Origin of the sequence: Bacillus sp. GC_Bacil_1 (genome assembly GCF_026540675.1) — a bacterium.
Taxonomy (GTDB): domain Bacteria; phylum Bacillota; class Bacilli; order Bacillales; family Bacillaceae_G; genus Bacillus_A; species Bacillus_A cereus.
The window spans coordinates 1-16,836 of record NZ_JALNUG010000003.1; the positions used below are offsets into that span (position 1 = coordinate 1).

The window sequence follows — 16,836 nt, forward strand, 5'->3', positions numbered from 1 at the left end:
TAATCGTTAGCAGATGCTTCTTTTTTTAAAATGCTTTGTCATACCACTCTTTTGCTTTTTCTACTTCACCCATCGTTAATTGATGCCCTCGATTTTCCCAATGCATTGTTACATTCGCATTTGCATTTTCTAATAGTACCTTCAATTCCTCTGACTCTGCTGATGAACAAATTGGGTCATTTGTCCCAGCAGCAATAAACACAGATTTCCCTGCTAAATTTGCTAATTGCATTCCTCTTCTAGGTACCATTGGGTGATGAAGCACAGCACCTTTTAATGCATTTTCGTAATGGAATAATAAGCTTGCTGCGATATTTGCCCCATTCGAATAACCGATAGCTACAATGTTATTTCTATCGAATTTATATTCTTTAGCCGCTTCATCTAAAAATTCATTTAATTCCTTCGTACGGAAAATTAAATCCTCTTCATCAAAAATGCCCTCTGCTAATCGGCGGAAGAAACGCGGCATCCCATTCTCTAACACATTTCCCCTAACGCTTAATACCGACGCTTCCGGATCAATTATTTCTGCAAGTGGTAGTAAATCTAATTCATTACCACCTGTGCCATGAAGTAATAACAACACTGGTTTTGACGTATCTTTTCCTTTTTGAAAAACATGTTTCATCATAATCCTGTTCCCCCTTCAATCACTTTAATCTAAATTTCTCACTTCAAATGGTAAAAGCGTTTGTTCAATCTGTTTTCTATGTTGTTCATATTGTTCCGGTAACTTTAATTCCTCACCCATCGTCTCTAACGATTCATCATGAGCGAAACCAGGAGGATCTGTTGCAATTTCAAATAAGATTTCACCATGTTCTCTAAAATAAATCGCGTTAAAATAATTTCGATCTTGTACAGGAGTTACGTGATATCCAAAACGCGACACATGCTCTTTCCAGTCTAGCTGATCAGCATCGTCAATCGCTCTCCAAGCTATATGATGAACTGTACCAACGCCCATTTGGCCACGACCGATTGTTGATAATTTCAAATCAATAATATTTCCAATATCAGCAGAAGAACGGAATCGAACAAATTCACCCTCTTCTCCAATTTTCTCAAGACCCATAATATGTTCTAACAATTCAGCTGTTTTTTGAGGCTGTGCAGATAAAAGAACAGCACCTCCAAACCCTTTAATTGCTACTTCTGGTGTAACTTCTCCAAAACTCCAATTATTTAATTCGCCTGCTTCTCTTTCAACTAATTCTATATGCAAACCATGCGGATCATCAAATTCTAAATACTCCTCTCCAAAACGAGTCATTTTCGTATACGAAACATCGAATTTTTCTAATCTATTTTCCCAAAACTCCATTGCACCTTTTGGTACAACGTAAGACGTAATTCCTACTTGACCATCCCCAATAATACCTTGACGAGCACCTGCCCATGGGAAAAACGTAATAATTGTTCCAGGTTTTCCTCCTTCATTTCCAAAATAAAGGTGGTACGTACCTGGATCATCAAAATTCACTGTTTGTTTCACTAAACGTAACCCTAATACACCAGCATAAAAGTCTACATTTTCTTGTGGATGCCCTACAATCGCTGTAATGTGATGGATTCCCATTGTTTTCTTTTCCATTTCTTCCACTCCTTTTTTATTTCATTATAAAAATTCTTTTACATTTAAATTCATTATTCATTTTGTCCATGCTACAAAGTAAAATCCGTCATTATAATTTTATCTCGAATTCGAGATATCGATTATAAAAATACACATTAACTTCCAGCTTGTCAATTCATCTCAAATTCGAGATAGTTTTTAAAAAATATTTACTCCATTTAAAATCTTTATTCAAAGTACAAATTAACTTGAACTCAAATTTATTATAAGTTACTTACTTTTAGTTGTCAATAAGTTCCTTATTTTCATTTTAAATAAAAAGAGAGTAAACGCCAGTTTCGTTTACTCTCTTCGCTAATCATTTCGTTTCTTCTTCCAATATTGCTTCCATCTCATTAAATTCACGATGAACTGCCTTAACGGGTTCTTTCGTTAATAAACTTACAACGATAACAGTTAATAAACTACAGAAAAATCCAGGTACCATTTCATACATAATTGCTTTTAAACTTGGAATTTTTACCCATGCTATAACAACTACTGCACCAACAATCATACCTGCAAGAACGCCCCATTTATTCGTTCTTTTCCAATATAAACTTAATAAAATGGCTGGTCCGAACGCTGAACCAAATCCAGCCCAAGCATAACCTACAAGTGTTAAAATTGTATCACTTGGATGATACGCTAAAACAACTGCGATCATAGCTACTACTAATACTGACAATCTACCGATAAATACAAGTTCTTTGTCACTTGCATTACGACGGAAAAATGTTTTATAGAAGTCTTCCGTTACTGCACTTGAAATAACAAGTAATTGTGAGGAAATACTACTCATAATCGAAGCCAAAATAGCTGATAATAAAAATCCTGTAATGTACGGATGGAATAAAATATTGGAGAATGTTACAAAGACCATTTCTGGGTCTTGTAATGTCGCATTATTTTTAGCATAATAAGCGATACCAATTAGACCAGTAAGCATTGCACCTATAATTGAAATCGTCATCCAACCGATACCGATTCTACGAGAAGTCTTTAAATCTTTAATAGAGGTAATTGCCATAAAACGGACAATAATATGCGGTTGACCAAAATACCCAAGTCCCCATGCTAAAAATGAAATAATGCCAAGTATTGTGGTCCCTTTAAACATATCTAAATGCGATGCATCGACTTGTTTAATCGTATTAAATGTTTCTGTTACACCACCGACATCCGTAAAAGCAACAATTGGCACTAGTACAAGCGCAATAAACATAATACAACCTTGTACAAAGTCCGTCCAGCTTACGGCTAGAAAGCCACCGAATAGTGTATACGCAACAACGACACCCACTGTTACAAATAAACCAATTTTATAATCTAGGTTGAAAGAATTTTCAAACAAACGTCCACCTGAAACTAAACCAGCCGACGCATAGAATGTGAAAAATACTAAAATGACGATAGCGGAGACAAAACGAAGTATTTTCGTACGATCTTTAAACCGATTCTCTAAAAAGTCTGGAATCGTAATTGAATCATTTGCCACTTCTGTATACGTTCGTAAACGTGGGGCAATGATTAAATAGTTTGCATAAGCACCTATTAATAAACCTATCGCAATCCATATACTTGATAATCCTGTTGCATACATCGCACCAGGTAATCCCATTAGCATCCAACCACTCATGTCAGAAGCACCAGCTGATAAAGCTGTAACTGCTGGACCGAGTCCCCTTCCACCTAACATATAATCTGATAAATCGGATGTCTTCTTATAAGACCAATATCCGATATACAACATACCTGCCATATAAATAGCAAGCGAAACCATAATTTCAATCTTCACCAAATCTCTCCCTTATTCCATAAGCCATTCAAAATTTCGAAAAATGACTTTTTCTATTTTCTTGTTTTCGCTTATGGTTCCCTACCTTAACAAACATTTTTTGTTCTTTCAAGTGAACGAGCACTTTTTATTACATGTGAAAACCTTTATAAACGCCTTTATCCCAGTGGATTACAATGATTTTTCAAGAAATTAAAGTAATAATATTCAGAAATTAAACAGTGTTTTTTCACACCTTATTTTTATTCGTTTACCCGATAAATTTTAAAAGAAAAAGCCATACAAGTGTATGACTTTTAGCTTATTGACGTCTCAATTTTCGCTTTCTCTACATATACTTTACGAAATTTCATATAGCATCCAATACGCCAAGGTACTATATAACAAACCGCAAGAGTATAGAAAAGAATGCCGATTGACTTTGGATCTAAACTTTGTAAATGTCTTCTAAAATAAGCACGTAAAAGAACGATAACTAAAAATGTAGCAATAAAAGCGATACTTTTTTGCATAAATTTGACCATCTTCTCTGACTTCATACCCACTTAAAATAATAAGTGGAATTGACAATAACAGTCCGATCCCAGCAGCTATACCAATTTGCCAATCAGCAAGTTGCATCGGTGCAGCATATAAAGAAAAACCTGGTAATAAGAAAAATAATGGCAATAGTAGTTGTCTTCCTTTATTATTAATTGGTCGATTCATAGAGCGCATGCGTCTAAATATAACGAGCCCTATGACGAGTAAAAAAATTGTAATACTGTAAGAACCTTGCTGCAAGTGAATCTCTCCCTAAAAATAGTCATTTTTAAAAATACTTCCCTATTATAATCCTAATTTTTCCAAAAATATGATTATTCCTTTAAAACATCTTACATATCAAATATACTTTTAGGCTTGATTTACTATAGGAAACAATTCCGAAAGAGGAACTACTCTCCCCACCTCGTCTTTAAACACAATATGCTCTCTAGTTAAATGGCGCGGGCTCTTCACTCCCGCTGCCGCTGCTAATGAAAATAAACTATATCTCATACTAATAATATAATTCATGACTCGCCACTTCTTCTCATACGGATCTAACGCTTTTTGATAATGCGGATTCGTCGTGGCTACACCAGATGGACATTGGCCAGAATTACATTGAAGGGCCATAATACAGCCGCTTGCCATCATAAATCCGCGGGCTGAACTTACAGCATCCGCTCCAATCGCTAAAGCAATCGCCACTTTATCTGGTGTGATTAATTTACCCGATGCAAATACTTTAAACTTGTTACGGACACCATAATAATTTGCTGTATCGATAAATGTAAGTAATGCTGGAATAAGCGGCAGTCCCATACAATCTGCCATCGATTTATACGTTGCCCCTGATCCGCCTTCTGAACCGTCTATTGTAATAAAATCTGGGTAAATATTTAGTTCTTTCATTGTTTTTATTAAATCTTCCAAAGGCTCCTGCTGACCAATTACAATTTTCATTCCAACTGGTTTACCGCCGCTTTCTTGCAACTGTTGAATAAAACAAAGTGTATCCACTGCATTCTTTAAAAATGAAAATCGATTCGGTGAATTAATCGTCTCTCCCTTTCGGACGTTGCGAACAAAAGCAATTTTCTCATTTACTTTTTGTCCCTCTAGATGACCACCACGTATTTTAGCACCTTGCCCAAATTTCAATTCGAATGCTCTAATATTACTTTCTTTCGCTTTCTCCATGAATTTTCCCATTGAAAAATTACCGTCCTCATCACGGTATCCAAATAACCCTGGACCAATTTGCGCAACGATATTCGCTCCTGTATGTAAATGTTCTGGAATAACGCCACCTTCACCAGTATTAATCCACGATCCGCCTGCCATTTTCGCTCCAAAACCACTCGCTAAAATATAATTTTCTCCAATCGCGCCGTAAGAAGTCGCAGATGCTCCAAACATGCCATGTAGTTTCCACGGATATTTACGGTTTTCACCGACTATAATTGCATCATCTTCTTCGTACAGCCAAAGATTCGTTGTATCCGCTGTCAATTTTTCTCTTCTTGAAAATAATCCTTCTTTATGAATCATGTACTTTTTACCTTCCCGCTCTTGCGAAAGATTCACACTTAATTCCTCAGTTAATATCGGAAATAATGTATTAGCAATATAATAGCCAGAAGCTTCAAAATCTCGTTTTGATCCAAAACCAAGTATTTCAGAGCGATATTTCGCTAAAAACATAACACTTTGAAAATCATAACGTGAGAAAGGCTTTCCATCCGTATCATGATCAAACCAATATTGTCGAAATTCAGGCCCTATCTTTTCCAGTAAGTAGCGCATTCTTCCTAAGTACGGATGTAACTTTAAAATAGAATGATGTGTTCGTTTTTTTATAAAAAATGTAATGATAAAAAAGATGATTAAAAGCAACATTAAAAATAGTAATATACTAATAATAACGAGTAGCGTTTCACTCATCCCGCTTCCCCCTATGAAATCCCATAATAAAAGGAGAACACTCGGTGTGCTCTCCTTTTATCTTTATTCATACTAACGTAGCAAGATGCTCTTTCGCGTCATATTCAACTAAACTTTCAGCATGTTTAATTCGATGAACAAAGTCTGGATTAGCAATTAACGGTCTGCCGAATGCCACTACATCAATTGTTCCTTCTTGCAACGCTTCTTCGGCCTCTTTCGGATTTAAATTACCAACCCCAACAATCGTACCATCCCAATATTTTCTTACTAGTTGATGAAAATTCTTTCCGTCAGCAATCTCTTGCGTATAATTCATCGTTGAGGGATGGATCATCGTTAATCCAACTTCTTTGAACATATTTACGAACGTTTCAATTGCAAGCTCAGGGTTTTCCCACATATAAGTAGGATTATCGCCTTTGAAAGCAGAGAAGCGAAGAAGTGTTTTATTAGCTCCAACAGCTTCTATTACAGCCGCCGTTACTTCTTTCATAAACGTTAACCTTTGTTTTAAATTACCGCCATATTTATCTGTTCGCTTATTCGCAAACTCATACGTAAATTGATCGATTAAATATCCGTGTGCACCGTGAATTTCTACTCCATCAAATCCAGCTTCGATCGCATTTTTCGCAGCTTGTGCGTATTGACCGATTACTTCTTGTATTTCTTCTAACGTCATTGCTTCTGGCGTATCAAACGGTTTACGAAAGCGTGGAACATTTCCCTCTGCAGCGATAGCAGATGGTGCTTGCGGCATTTGACCACCAATTATTTCATGATGACTCATACGCCCAACATGCCATATTTGAGCAATAATCGTCCCGCCTTCTTTATGTACTGCCTCTGTAACAGGTTTCCAAGAATCGATTTGTTCTTGTGTATAAATACCTGGTACTCCCGGGTTCCCTTTTGCTCTCGGACTAATGACAATTCCTTCTGTAATAATTAGTCCAATTCCATCCGCAGCACGTTTTCTGTAGTACTCCACTACATCAGCACCAACTACTCCAGTTTCATTATCTGCAAAGCATCTTGTCATCGGTGCCATCGCTATACGATTACGAAGAGACCAAGCTCCAATTTGAATTGGATCAAACAACTTTGTTTCTTCAACGTTTTCAAAAGATCCACCAGCGTTTACATTTGTTCCTTCATAAATACTCGCTGCTTTATTACTTGAACTTGTCATTTTTCTTCCCCCTAAAAAATCTTACTATAATCGCATCATACTTACTTTTAGATAGTAACGTCAATTTTTACGACTTTACAATAAAAAATTCGAATATCAAAAAAATAAAATACTATAAATAATATTAAAAAGGTTTCCTTAGAAGGAAACCTTTTTTGTTGACCATATATGTCTGTCAATTCGTTTATCTCTTTAATATAAAAAATACCTTATCAATAGAAGTGAATATGGTTCAGTATTCTTCTAAAAATAATAACTTATATACCTAAAACAATGAAAGCCCTACCTCTCTTTCATCCTTACGGCTCCTCGTCCGTGCCAGTGTGAATCAGGATTGCAAAAATCAAGTAACTATTTTATCGAAGTATTCAATTAAACTTCGAACATTCATAAATGAAATTAAAAAATAAAAATGGATTTGATTGTAGTAATAACAATAGAGGTAATGCTCTAAAAGTGGTTTGAAAGAGTTGAATGTCTTTGAAATGATAAATTTTCTATAATTATGTTCCCAAAAAATTCAAGATCTTTTTTGGGATATAATACATTATTTGTAATGAACCTTAACAAAAGCTTTTTATCTGATTTTCTGTGATACCTTCAATTAATCCCAGTTCACTAATCAAAAATTCATATGCGTTATCTAACATCTTCTTTTCGCTTGCATTAAGTGCTTTTTCTTTCTGTATACGCATTAAATCGCGCACAACTTCAGCACCTTCTTGCATTTTACCCGTCTTTATTTTATCAGTGTTCAATTTATACCTTTGTTTCCACGTAAGTAATCTATCTGATTCCCCATGTTGAAAAATATCCATTATGTGTGCTAATGCGGTTATATCCGTCACTGGTCGTATATTCGAATTCAATATTCTCCCTGCTGGAATCATTAGTTCCATATTACTAGCCGACATTTTTATAACATAATACTGTTGTTTTTCTCCTGAGACTTCCTTCTCTTCTATGGCTTTAATTATACCTGCTCCCTGCATTGGATAAACAATGTTATCGCCAATTTGAAACAAATAATCCACCTCCATATATGGTAACCTTCTCAAGCTTAACACACTTTTAGTTTTTTAGCAAAATTTTTATTTTATCATAAAATCATTTTACGCGTCAATATTTCAAAAGCAAGAAATTAAATTTACATAACACACTATAAAAACCCGCAATTTTATTAACGGTTGCACCCACATTCATTCTCTTTTAACATAAAAACACATTACTACATTTGAGTAGTAATGTGTTTTTGATAAGGCATAGATAAAGATCTACTTTTCCGTCTATATACTAACCTGCTTACTAACTATTTCCCTCGCTAAAAGAAAACTCATAATCACTTGCGCTGCTACTCTACTCGTCATATCCCTGAAATCAAGAGTTGGATCAATCTCTACTATATCCATCCCTTGAACGAGCGGTTCTTTACCAAGGAATTCAATCGCATCTAGTAAATTCGTACTATCCATTCCACCTGGCCCAATTGCTGGACAACCTGGTGCAAACGCTTGGTCTAGTACATCCATATCAAGAGAAATATAAATAGAAGTCACACCTTGTTTTCTTAACACTTCAATACTTTCCGTGATAATATCTTTTATTTCTCGCTCTCGTACGTCTTTCATTGTATACACTGTTACGCCATGCTCTATTGCATATTCATGGTAGGTACGTGCGTTAGAAAAATTACGAATTCCAATTTGAACAAGTTGTTTCCCTGTAATGACATCATTTTCTAGTAAACTACGGAATGGTGTACCATTTGACGGGCCTCCATCATCTAAATTACGTAAATCATGATGAGCATCAAATTGAATAATCCCGACCTTTCCTTTACTGTTTGCAAAGCCTGTTATACTCGGAAAACTAATCGAGTGGTCACCACCAAGAACGATTGGTATCATGTTCGGATTTACTTTCGTTACATGACCAACTGTTTTCGCAATTCGGTTATGACTTTCTTTTATATCCGTCACATGCATCGTAATATCGCCGCAATCATATAAGACACTTTCTTTCATATCGTGTTCTTCTGTAATTGCATATGTGCTGTATGCATCTAACATCGCACGAATTGTTTTTGGAGCAAAACTTGCTCCTGAATGACTAATAGATGGTTTAGAAAGGGGTGCTCCAATTAAAGCAGCACCGAATATTTCTACGCCTTCCTCCCAATCTTTAATCATCTCACTCCATTTTGTCACTTCACGATCAATAAACTTTGCATTTTTCTTTAAATAGTGGCCGTGCTCCACGATTGTTCACCTCTTGTATATGCAATATTACCATTCTTCCATACTGTATTCACATGACTTACGCCGTAATGATACGGTACGTAAGCATAATTGTAAGCATCCCATAAAACTAAATCTGCCTTACGACCAACTCTAATTTTCCCAGCTACATCACCACGGTTAATGGCATATGATGAGTTAACCGTTACAGCATTCCAAACTTCTTCTGGTGTCATTTTCAGTTTTAGCATCGCAATGCTCATAATAAGCTGAATATTTTCAGTTGGACAGCTACCTGGGTTAAAGTCTGTAGCTAACGCAACTGCAACACCTTCATCAATCATTTTACGACCGCGAGCAAAACTTTCTTTATTTAAATAGAAAGTTGTTCCTGGTAATAAAGTGGCTACTGTATTAGAGTTTGCAAGCATTTCAATTCCTTTATCAGAAGCGCCAACTAAATGGTCTGCTGATGCTGCACCGATTTCTGCCGCTGCTTCCGCACCACCAAGAGGGTCGATTTCATCTGCATGAATTTTCACATCAAAGCCAAGCTCTTTCGCTTTTAATAAAAACTCTTTTGACTCTTCGACAGAGAACACACCTGTTTCACAGAAAATATCAACGAATTCCGCTAATTGCTTCTCTTTCATTTCTGGTAGTAGGTCTAACATCCATTGTAAAAATTCTTTCGATCTACCTTTATATTCTTTCGGAACTGCATGAGCACCTAAAAATGTGGAAACTAAATCGATCGGATGCTCTTTTTGTAATTGTGCAGTTGCCTCTAATTGTTTCCATTCCGTCTCATCATCTAATCCGTAACCACTCTTCGCTTCTACAGTTGTAACTCCGAAAGATAACATACGGTCTAAATGGAATTTCGCTTTTTGAACAAGTTCTTCTTTCGATGCTTGTTTCGTTGCATTTACAGTCGAAAGAATGCCTCCGCCTTGTTCTAAAATTTCTAAGTACGGAACTCCTTGTAATTTTAGTGCGATTTCATTTTCACGAGATCCACCAAATACAAGATGAGTATGCGGGTCAACAAGACCAGGAGAAACCATTTTCCCGCCGCAATCAATAACTTCTTTCGCTTGTAATCCTTTCGCTTCTTCCGCTGTTCCAACGAAAGTAATTACATCGTTTTCAATTCCAACCGCACCGTTTTCGATAACAGGAAGCGTGTTCATCGCTTCCCGTCTTAACAAGCCATCTTCTTGATCCATTGTTAGTAATTGACCAATATTTATTAGTAAAGTGTCCAGCATGTTTTCTCCTCCTTATTTCATCATTGGAATGTTAACGCCTTTTTCTTTCGCAGTTTCCACAGCTAAGTCATATCCAGCATCCACGTGACGAACAACACCCATACCAGGGTCAGAAGTTAATACGCGCTCAATACGTTTTGCTGCTGCTTCTGTTCCATCTGCAACGATAACCATTCCAGCGTGAAGTGAATAACCCATACCAACGCCGCCACCGTGGTGAACAGATACCCAGCTTGCACCGTTTACACTGTTAATTAATGCATTTAAAATTGGCCAGTCTGCTACTGCATCACTACCATCTTTCATCGCTTCTGTTTCACGGTTTGGAGATGCTACTGATCCGCAATCTAAATGGTCACGACCGATTACGATTGGTGCTGATAATTCACCATTTGCCACCATTTCATTAATAATGCGACCAAATTTCGCGCGCTCACCGTAACCTAACCAACAAATACGTGATGGAAGACCTTGAAACTCCACTTGTTGACGTGCCATACGAATCCAGTTACATAAATGCTCATTGTCAGCGAATTCGCGTAAAATTACTTCGTCTGTTTTATAGATATCTTCTGGATCACCAGAAAGTGCTACCCAGCGGAACGGTCCTTTTCCTTCACAGAATAATGGACGAATAAATGCTGGAACGAATCCTGGGAAATCGAATGCATTTTTCAAGCCTTCATCGAAAGCAACTTGGCGAATGTTATTTCCATAATCAAATGTAATTGCGCCTTTTTCTTGCATTGCAAGCATTGCTTCTACATGTTTTGTCATGCTTTCTTTTGATAATTGTACGTAACGTTCTGGGTCTTCTTCACGAAGTTTCGCCGCTTCTTCTAATGTGTAGCCTACTGGAATATAACCGTTTAATGGATCATGAGCTGATGTTTGATCCGTAACTAAATCTGGCGTAATATTACGCTTCACTAGTTCTGGTAAAATTTCTGCCGCATTTCCTAATAAGCCAATAGAAATTGGTTCTTTCTTCTCTTTATACTCGTTTGCAACCGTTAATGCTTCTTCTAACGATTCTGTATACATATCACAGTATCTCTTTTCAATACGACGATCGATGCTACGCTTATCGACGTCAATAGCAATAACAACACCGCCATTCATCGTTACAGCAAGAGGTTGTGCACCACCCATACCACCTAAACCAGCAGTAAGTGTTAATGTACCTTTTAATGAACCATCGAAATGTTGACGAGCTGCTTCGCCAAATGTTTCATATGTTCCTTGTAAAATTCCTTGTGTTCCAATGTAAATCCAGCTACCTGCTGTCATTTGTCCGTACATCATAAGACCTTTTTTCTCTAGTTCACGGAAGTGATCCCAGTTCGCCCATTTTGGTACTAAGTTTGAGTTCGCTAACAGTACGCGAGGCGCATCTTCATGTGATTTGAAAATTGCAACTGGTTTTCCTGATTGAACAAGTAACGTTTCATCACTTTCCAACGTTTTTAATGAATCTACAATCGCCTGATAGCTTTCCCAGTTACGAGCTGCACGGCCAATTCCACCATATACAACTAATTCTTCTGGTTTTTCAGCAACTTCAGGATCTAAATTGTTCATTAACATTCGAAGTGCAGCCTCTTGAACCCACCCTTTCGTTTGTAACTCAGTACCTCTTGGCGCGCGAATTGTTTGTTGTACTTTTTCCATTTCAATCTCTCCCTTTTCTCATTTTATAGTGCTGCGTTTACATCTAATCTTTCTTTTATCGAATAATTCGTTTTTAACCAATGCGCAATATTTTCAATATCAGTTGAGAATATGCGGTCATTTGTAATAGAAGGTACTTGTTGACGGCCTTGATGGTAGAAGCTCTTCGTCACTGTACTCATGTTTTCAATACCACGATATTCTGCTGCTTGCATTGCACAAATCATCTCAATTGAAAGAACACGTCTTGCATTTTGAATGATCTGATGAGCATGGCGTGAAGCAATTGTTCCCATACTTACATGATCTTCTTGGTTAGCAGAAGACGGAATTGAATCTACACTCGCCGGATGTGCTAACGTTTTATTTTCAGAAACAAGTGACGCTGCAGCATACTGCATAATCATTGCACCTGACTGCAGTCCTGGTTCTGGACTTAAAAATGGTGGTAAATCATTTAATTGCGGATTTACTAAACGCTCAATACGGCGCTCCGAAATATTTGCAAGTTCCGCCATTCCTACTTTTAAGAAGTCCATCGCAAACGCAATCGGTTGACCGTGGAAGTTACCACCTGAAATTACTTTTTCCCCGCCATCAAAGATTAGCGGATTATCTGTTGCGGCATTCATTTCAATTTCTAATTTTTCTTTCACATAATTCAAAACTTGCCAAGAAGCACCGTGTACTTGCGGGATACAACGAAGTGAATAGGCATCCTGTACACGTAGTTCTCCTTGTTTTGTTGTTAACTTACTATCATGAAGAATGTCACGAATTCTGCTTGCTACATCCACTTGCTCTTTATAACCACGTGCTTTATGAACATTTTCATCAAATGCATCAATAATGCCTTGTAACCCTTCAATTGTCATCGAAGCAATTAGTTCAGCTTGATACGCCGTTGCTTCTGCTTCTATATAAGAAAGAACTCCTTGCGCTGTCATCGCCTGCGTACCATTAATTAATGCAAGACCTTCTTTCGCTTCAAGTTCAATTGGCTCAAGCCCTTCTTCTGTAAGAGCAACCATTGCATGAACGCGTTTCCCTTTATAGAACACTTCACCTTCGCCTAATAATACGAGCGCGAGATGAGATAAAGGCGCTAAATCTCCACTTGCACCAAGTGAACCTTGTTGCGGAACGACTGGATGAATTTTACGATTTACAAACTCAAGAAGCATATTTACAACAAGCGGCCTTACGCCTGATACTCCTTTAAGCATCGTGTTTGCTCGTAAAATTAACATTCCGCGCGATACTTTTTCTGGGAATGGATCGCCTATCCCACATGCATGTGACTGAATTAAATTATGCTGAAGTGCCTTTACATCATCTTTTTGGATAAGCACATCACTAAATTTTCCAAATCCAGTTGTAATACCGTAAACGACTTTTCCGTCTTCTACGATTTTCTCAACTACTTCGCGGCATTCTGCTACCTTTTGCATACTAGTTGGACAAGCTGTTACACCTTCTCCTTCAAGTAATAACCTCTTCATTTCTTCAACTGTCAATGTATGTCCTGTTAACGTAATCATCATTTTTCCTCCTTAAAAAGGCAAAAGGGGACCTTATCTTTTTAAGACAGACTTCTGTCCTAAAAAAGTAAGGCCCCCTTCTAACTAATAGACTATGGGCAAATCATATGTGATTAATTCCTAAACCAATCGCCTCATGCTCAGATCCTTTTACAGGTGCACCAATCGTTCCATAAAGCGCAACAGCAACCCATTCGCCTTCTTTTTTTCCGTCGTATGGTGTACCGCGCACAATCGCAAACCGAAGTCCTACTGTACGAAGAACGTCTGCTAACTGAATTTGACCTCTCGTCACTCCGTACAAAGCTTCCATAATTGCATGATAAAGTGCATGTGTTTCTCTGTAAACGTCTGTTTCAATAACTTGGTTGCTCTTAGCCGCTGTTTCCATTGCTGCGACAACCTTTTGCGAATTCATCGAACCCACTTTCCCCGTACAATACTTCCAACCTTTTGGAATGGATAATACAGGACTTTCATTTTCATCCGCAAGTGCCAACAGCATGGCCATACGACCAATTCGATGTGTTCCTTGAAGAAGCATGTGACTCTCTCATTTCTTTTGAATTATTTGAATATTACTTAATTTAAGAATATATGAAAACGTTTAAATCGTCAATAGTTTAAAATCATATTCAAATATTTTTTTCATCCCCATAATTTTGTGTACACAAATGATTTACACAAAATTTCCAGACGTGCTATAGTCTCACTAACAGATGCAAAGGGGCGAAATTTCAGTGACAAAACGAAAAGATATTCATTTTCGAATTGAAGAGAAATTACTTGAAAGGTTTGAATTAGCACTCCATTACGAAGGTTTAAAGAAAACAAATGTATTAACGCACGCAATTCAGCAATTTTGCACGAAAGTGGAATGCGAAAAGATGAATGATGTAAAACGCCAATACAACGTAAGTAACCATTTACAAACACGTATTAATACGCATAAACATTATGAAGAAAAACATGTGAATTTAGATGAAGTCGTCATGGATCATTTACAACTTCAAGGAGATGAAAAAATATTAGAGGTTGGGTGCGCTAACGGGAGTTTCCTTTCCCTATTACAAACTAACGGTCATACAGGACATTTAACAGGTTTGGATCAATCGAAAACGATGCTTTCTGAAGCTACAATAAAAAATAGCATAATTGAGTGGAGACTAGGTAACGCTGGTAAACTTCCTTTCGAAGCTAATTGCTACGACTGGATCGTCGCAAGACATATGTTATACCACATGAAAGACGTCGAAAAAACAATCCAAGGATTCCATAAAGTAATACGTCCTGGTGGCTCACTTTTAGCTACAACAAATTCTGACGTTACATTACCTCGTATAGTTGAAATGTGTAACCGCATGTTAGACGCATTTGATTTACCGAAAACAACATCATCAGTCACTCCATTTTGTTTAGAAAACGGTAAAGAGATATTACAATCCGTTTTTCCAACTGTTGAAGAAACAGTTATTCATAATGCGCTCGTTTTTCATCATGCTACTCCAATAGTAAACTATATTTCTAGCATGTTTCCGTCGCTAAATATACCTGATAATACATATCTTCACGCGGAAATGAAGGAATGGCTAAAAGAAGAAGTAGAAAATGAATTGTCACTTCATAACGGTATATGGCGCGATCCGAAAACGTTAGCAATTTATCGATGTCAAAAAGAAAAAAGCTAGCATTTGCTAGCTTTTACACGTTTTCTCGTAAAAGTTTCTCCATTACTACATTGCCTTTACCACCATAAAAATCTGTATTATGTTCGTCTGCCACTCCAAAATAAGAGGCAATTGCTATTCCGAATGGTACAAATGCATGCCCTTGTGCTGTAATGATATTTGAGTGTTGCACAACTTCTTTATATACGAAATTTTCTATTGGAAAACAATCGAACTTTTGATAATCTATAGTCGCAGTATAAGAAATCCCCTTAAATAAGCCCGCTTTTGCTAGCGCATACGGTCCAGCGCAAATTGCCGCCACTAATTTTTCTTGTTCATGAAATTGACGAATGATTGAAAAAAGAGATTTTGCATCTTCCAACTGTACTTCTTCTCCACCTGGAATAAGTATCCCCTCATACTCATCTACACATACTTCACTTACTTCTATATGCGGCTGCACTTGCAACCCAGTTTCACTTATAATCAATTCTTTTGTTAAGCCCGCTGTTATGATTTCATACTTCGTTTTCAGCAATGCCGTTGCTACTGTTATCTCAAACTCTGCAAATGTTGGGTATACAAATAAAAGTATTTTTTTCATAGCCCTCTCTCCTTTAACCAGTACATAAAATATACCTCTAGATCGTCCACTGTTAATCTATTCGTATCCAAATAAGTTACAGAAAATTGTTTATACCAATCTTTTTCCGTTTCTACTAATTTAAATTGCTCCTCAAATGTACTTCGTTTTCTTGTCCTATCGTTATTTTTTCTATCATATACATTCTTTTTCGTCACATCTAAATAAAAAATGGCATCTGAACGACATTCTCTTAATTTATATAATTCACCTTTCAATTCAGCTTCTATATCCCACTCTTCCCCTATAATCGTTGGATAAAAGAGTGTAAAAAACTCAATGTCTTCTGGTCCGCGATCAAAAATTACGACTGAACCTTTCACATTTTGAAACTCCTTAATTTTTGCTTCGATAAACATTTTTTGATTTATGATAAACCCTTCTTTTGAATTCATATCCAAATTTAATCGCTTTCGCTTTTCTACAATTGGATAAGGATTTTCATATATAACCGAAAGCCCACATCTCTCTAACCTTTTAGCCAATGTTGTTTTTCCGCTAGCCATCGGCCCTTGCAGTGAAATTACGTATACCATACCTCTCATTCCCTTACACTTTAGTACACCTATAATATACAGAATTTTTAAAACTCTCAACATTATATATATCATCTTGTTTCTTATTCCTATCTAACTTATAATAAAAAATAGAGATTATGACGGACGCATCAATAATGTAAGCTTGGAAATCCAAGCTTACATTATTTTTTGCTTTCCCTTTTCG

14 protein-coding genes and 1 pseudogene are annotated in these 16,836 nt (G+C 36.8%); 1 reads left to right on the forward strand and 14 read right to left on the reverse strand.

The features are described 5' to 3' along the window. Positions 1-25: 25 nt before the first annotated feature. The 12 genes and pseudogenes from OXT04_RS05375 to hutP all read right to left on the reverse strand — a co-directional run bounded on the left by OXT04_RS05375 (position 26) and on the right by hutP (position 14,344). Complete coding sequence (locus OXT04_RS05375; RefSeq protein ID WP_000975455.1) at positions 26-634, reverse strand: alpha/beta hydrolase; 609 nt, start codon at positions 632-634, stop codon at positions 26-28. A gap of 24 nt (positions 635-658) precedes the next feature. After that, positions 659-1,597, reverse strand: coding sequence for a ring-cleaving dioxygenase (locus OXT04_RS05380; RefSeq protein WP_000412726.1), 939 nt, complete (start codon positions 1,595-1,597; stop codon positions 659-661). A 340-nt stretch (positions 1,598-1,937) separates the two neighbouring features. Beyond that, the gene (gene putP, locus OXT04_RS05385; RefSeq protein ID WP_139213270.1) at positions 1,938-3,416 is read right to left on the reverse strand and encodes a sodium/proline symporter PutP; all 1,479 of its coding nucleotides are present in this window, start codon (positions 3,414-3,416) and stop codon (positions 1,938-1,940) included. 392 nt (positions 3,417-3,808) lie between these two features. Next, a pseudogene (locus OXT04_RS05390) lies at positions 3,809-4,133 on the reverse strand (CcdC protein domain-containing protein); the annotation flags it as partial. A 177-nt stretch (positions 4,134-4,310) separates the two neighbouring features. Beyond that, on the reverse strand, positions 4,311-5,885 hold the full coding sequence (locus tag OXT04_RS05395; protein WP_267413719.1) for an FMN-binding glutamate synthase family protein: 1,575 nt from the start codon (positions 5,883-5,885) through the stop codon (positions 4,311-4,313). 67 nt (positions 5,886-5,952) lie between these two features. Beyond that, positions 5,953-7,080 (reverse strand): alkene reductase, encoded by a 1,128-nt coding sequence (locus OXT04_RS05400; RefSeq protein WP_000204598.1) that lies wholly within the window; start codon positions 7,078-7,080, stop codon positions 5,953-5,955. A 563-nt stretch (positions 7,081-7,643) separates the two neighbouring features. After that, positions 7,644-8,105 (reverse strand): CarD family transcriptional regulator, encoded by a 462-nt coding sequence (locus OXT04_RS05405; RefSeq protein ID WP_014482101.1) that lies wholly within the window; start codon positions 8,103-8,105, stop codon positions 7,644-7,646. A 261-nt stretch (positions 8,106-8,366) separates the two neighbouring features. Further along, entirely contained in the window at positions 8,367-9,338 is a 972-nt protein-coding gene (hutG, locus tag OXT04_RS05410; RefSeq protein ID WP_267413723.1) for a formimidoylglutamase, read from the reverse strand. Next, positions 9,317-10,588, reverse strand: a complete 1,272-nt coding sequence (gene hutI / locus OXT04_RS05415) for an imidazolonepropionase (RefSeq protein WP_071714694.1) — start codon at positions 10,586-10,588, stop codon at positions 9,317-9,319. Before hutI ends, hutG begins: the two co-directional genes overlap by 22 nt. A 12-nt stretch (positions 10,589-10,600) precedes the next feature. Continuing rightward, positions 10,601-12,259 (reverse strand): urocanate hydratase, encoded by a 1,659-nt coding sequence (hutU, locus tag OXT04_RS05420; protein ID WP_000416946.1) that lies wholly within the window; start codon positions 12,257-12,259, stop codon positions 10,601-10,603. Between the two features lie 23 nt (positions 12,260-12,282). Next, positions 12,283-13,800, reverse strand: coding sequence for a histidine ammonia-lyase (hutH, locus tag OXT04_RS05425; protein ID WP_267413731.1), 1,518 nt, complete (start codon positions 13,798-13,800; stop codon positions 12,283-12,285). Between the two features lie 103 nt (positions 13,801-13,903). After that, positions 13,904-14,344, reverse strand: a complete 441-nt coding sequence (gene hutP / locus OXT04_RS05430; RefSeq protein WP_000926516.1) for a histidine utilization transcription antiterminator HutP — start codon at positions 14,342-14,344, stop codon at positions 13,904-13,906. Between the two features lie 196 nt (positions 14,345-14,540). Here hutP and OXT04_RS05435 point away from each other — a divergent pair, with 196 nt between their 5' ends. Next, on the forward strand, positions 14,541-15,488 hold the full coding sequence (locus OXT04_RS05435; RefSeq protein WP_016512445.1) for a class I SAM-dependent methyltransferase: 948 nt from the start codon (positions 14,541-14,543) through the stop codon (positions 15,486-15,488). A gap of 13 nt (positions 15,489-15,501) precedes the next feature. Here OXT04_RS05435 and OXT04_RS05440 read toward each other — a convergent pair whose 3' ends face one another. Together OXT04_RS05440 and OXT04_RS05445 are read right to left on the reverse strand one after the other, a co-directional pair. Then, positions 15,502-16,074 (reverse strand): DJ-1/PfpI family protein, encoded by a 573-nt coding sequence (locus OXT04_RS05440; protein WP_016512444.1) that lies wholly within the window; start codon positions 16,072-16,074, stop codon positions 15,502-15,504. After that, positions 16,071-16,658 (reverse strand): AAA family ATPase, encoded by a 588-nt coding sequence (locus OXT04_RS05445; RefSeq protein WP_141544100.1) that lies wholly within the window; start codon positions 16,656-16,658, stop codon positions 16,071-16,073. The genes OXT04_RS05440 and OXT04_RS05445 overlap by 4 nt, the downstream gene beginning before the upstream one ends. Between the last annotated feature and the right edge of the window lie 178 nt (positions 16,659-16,836).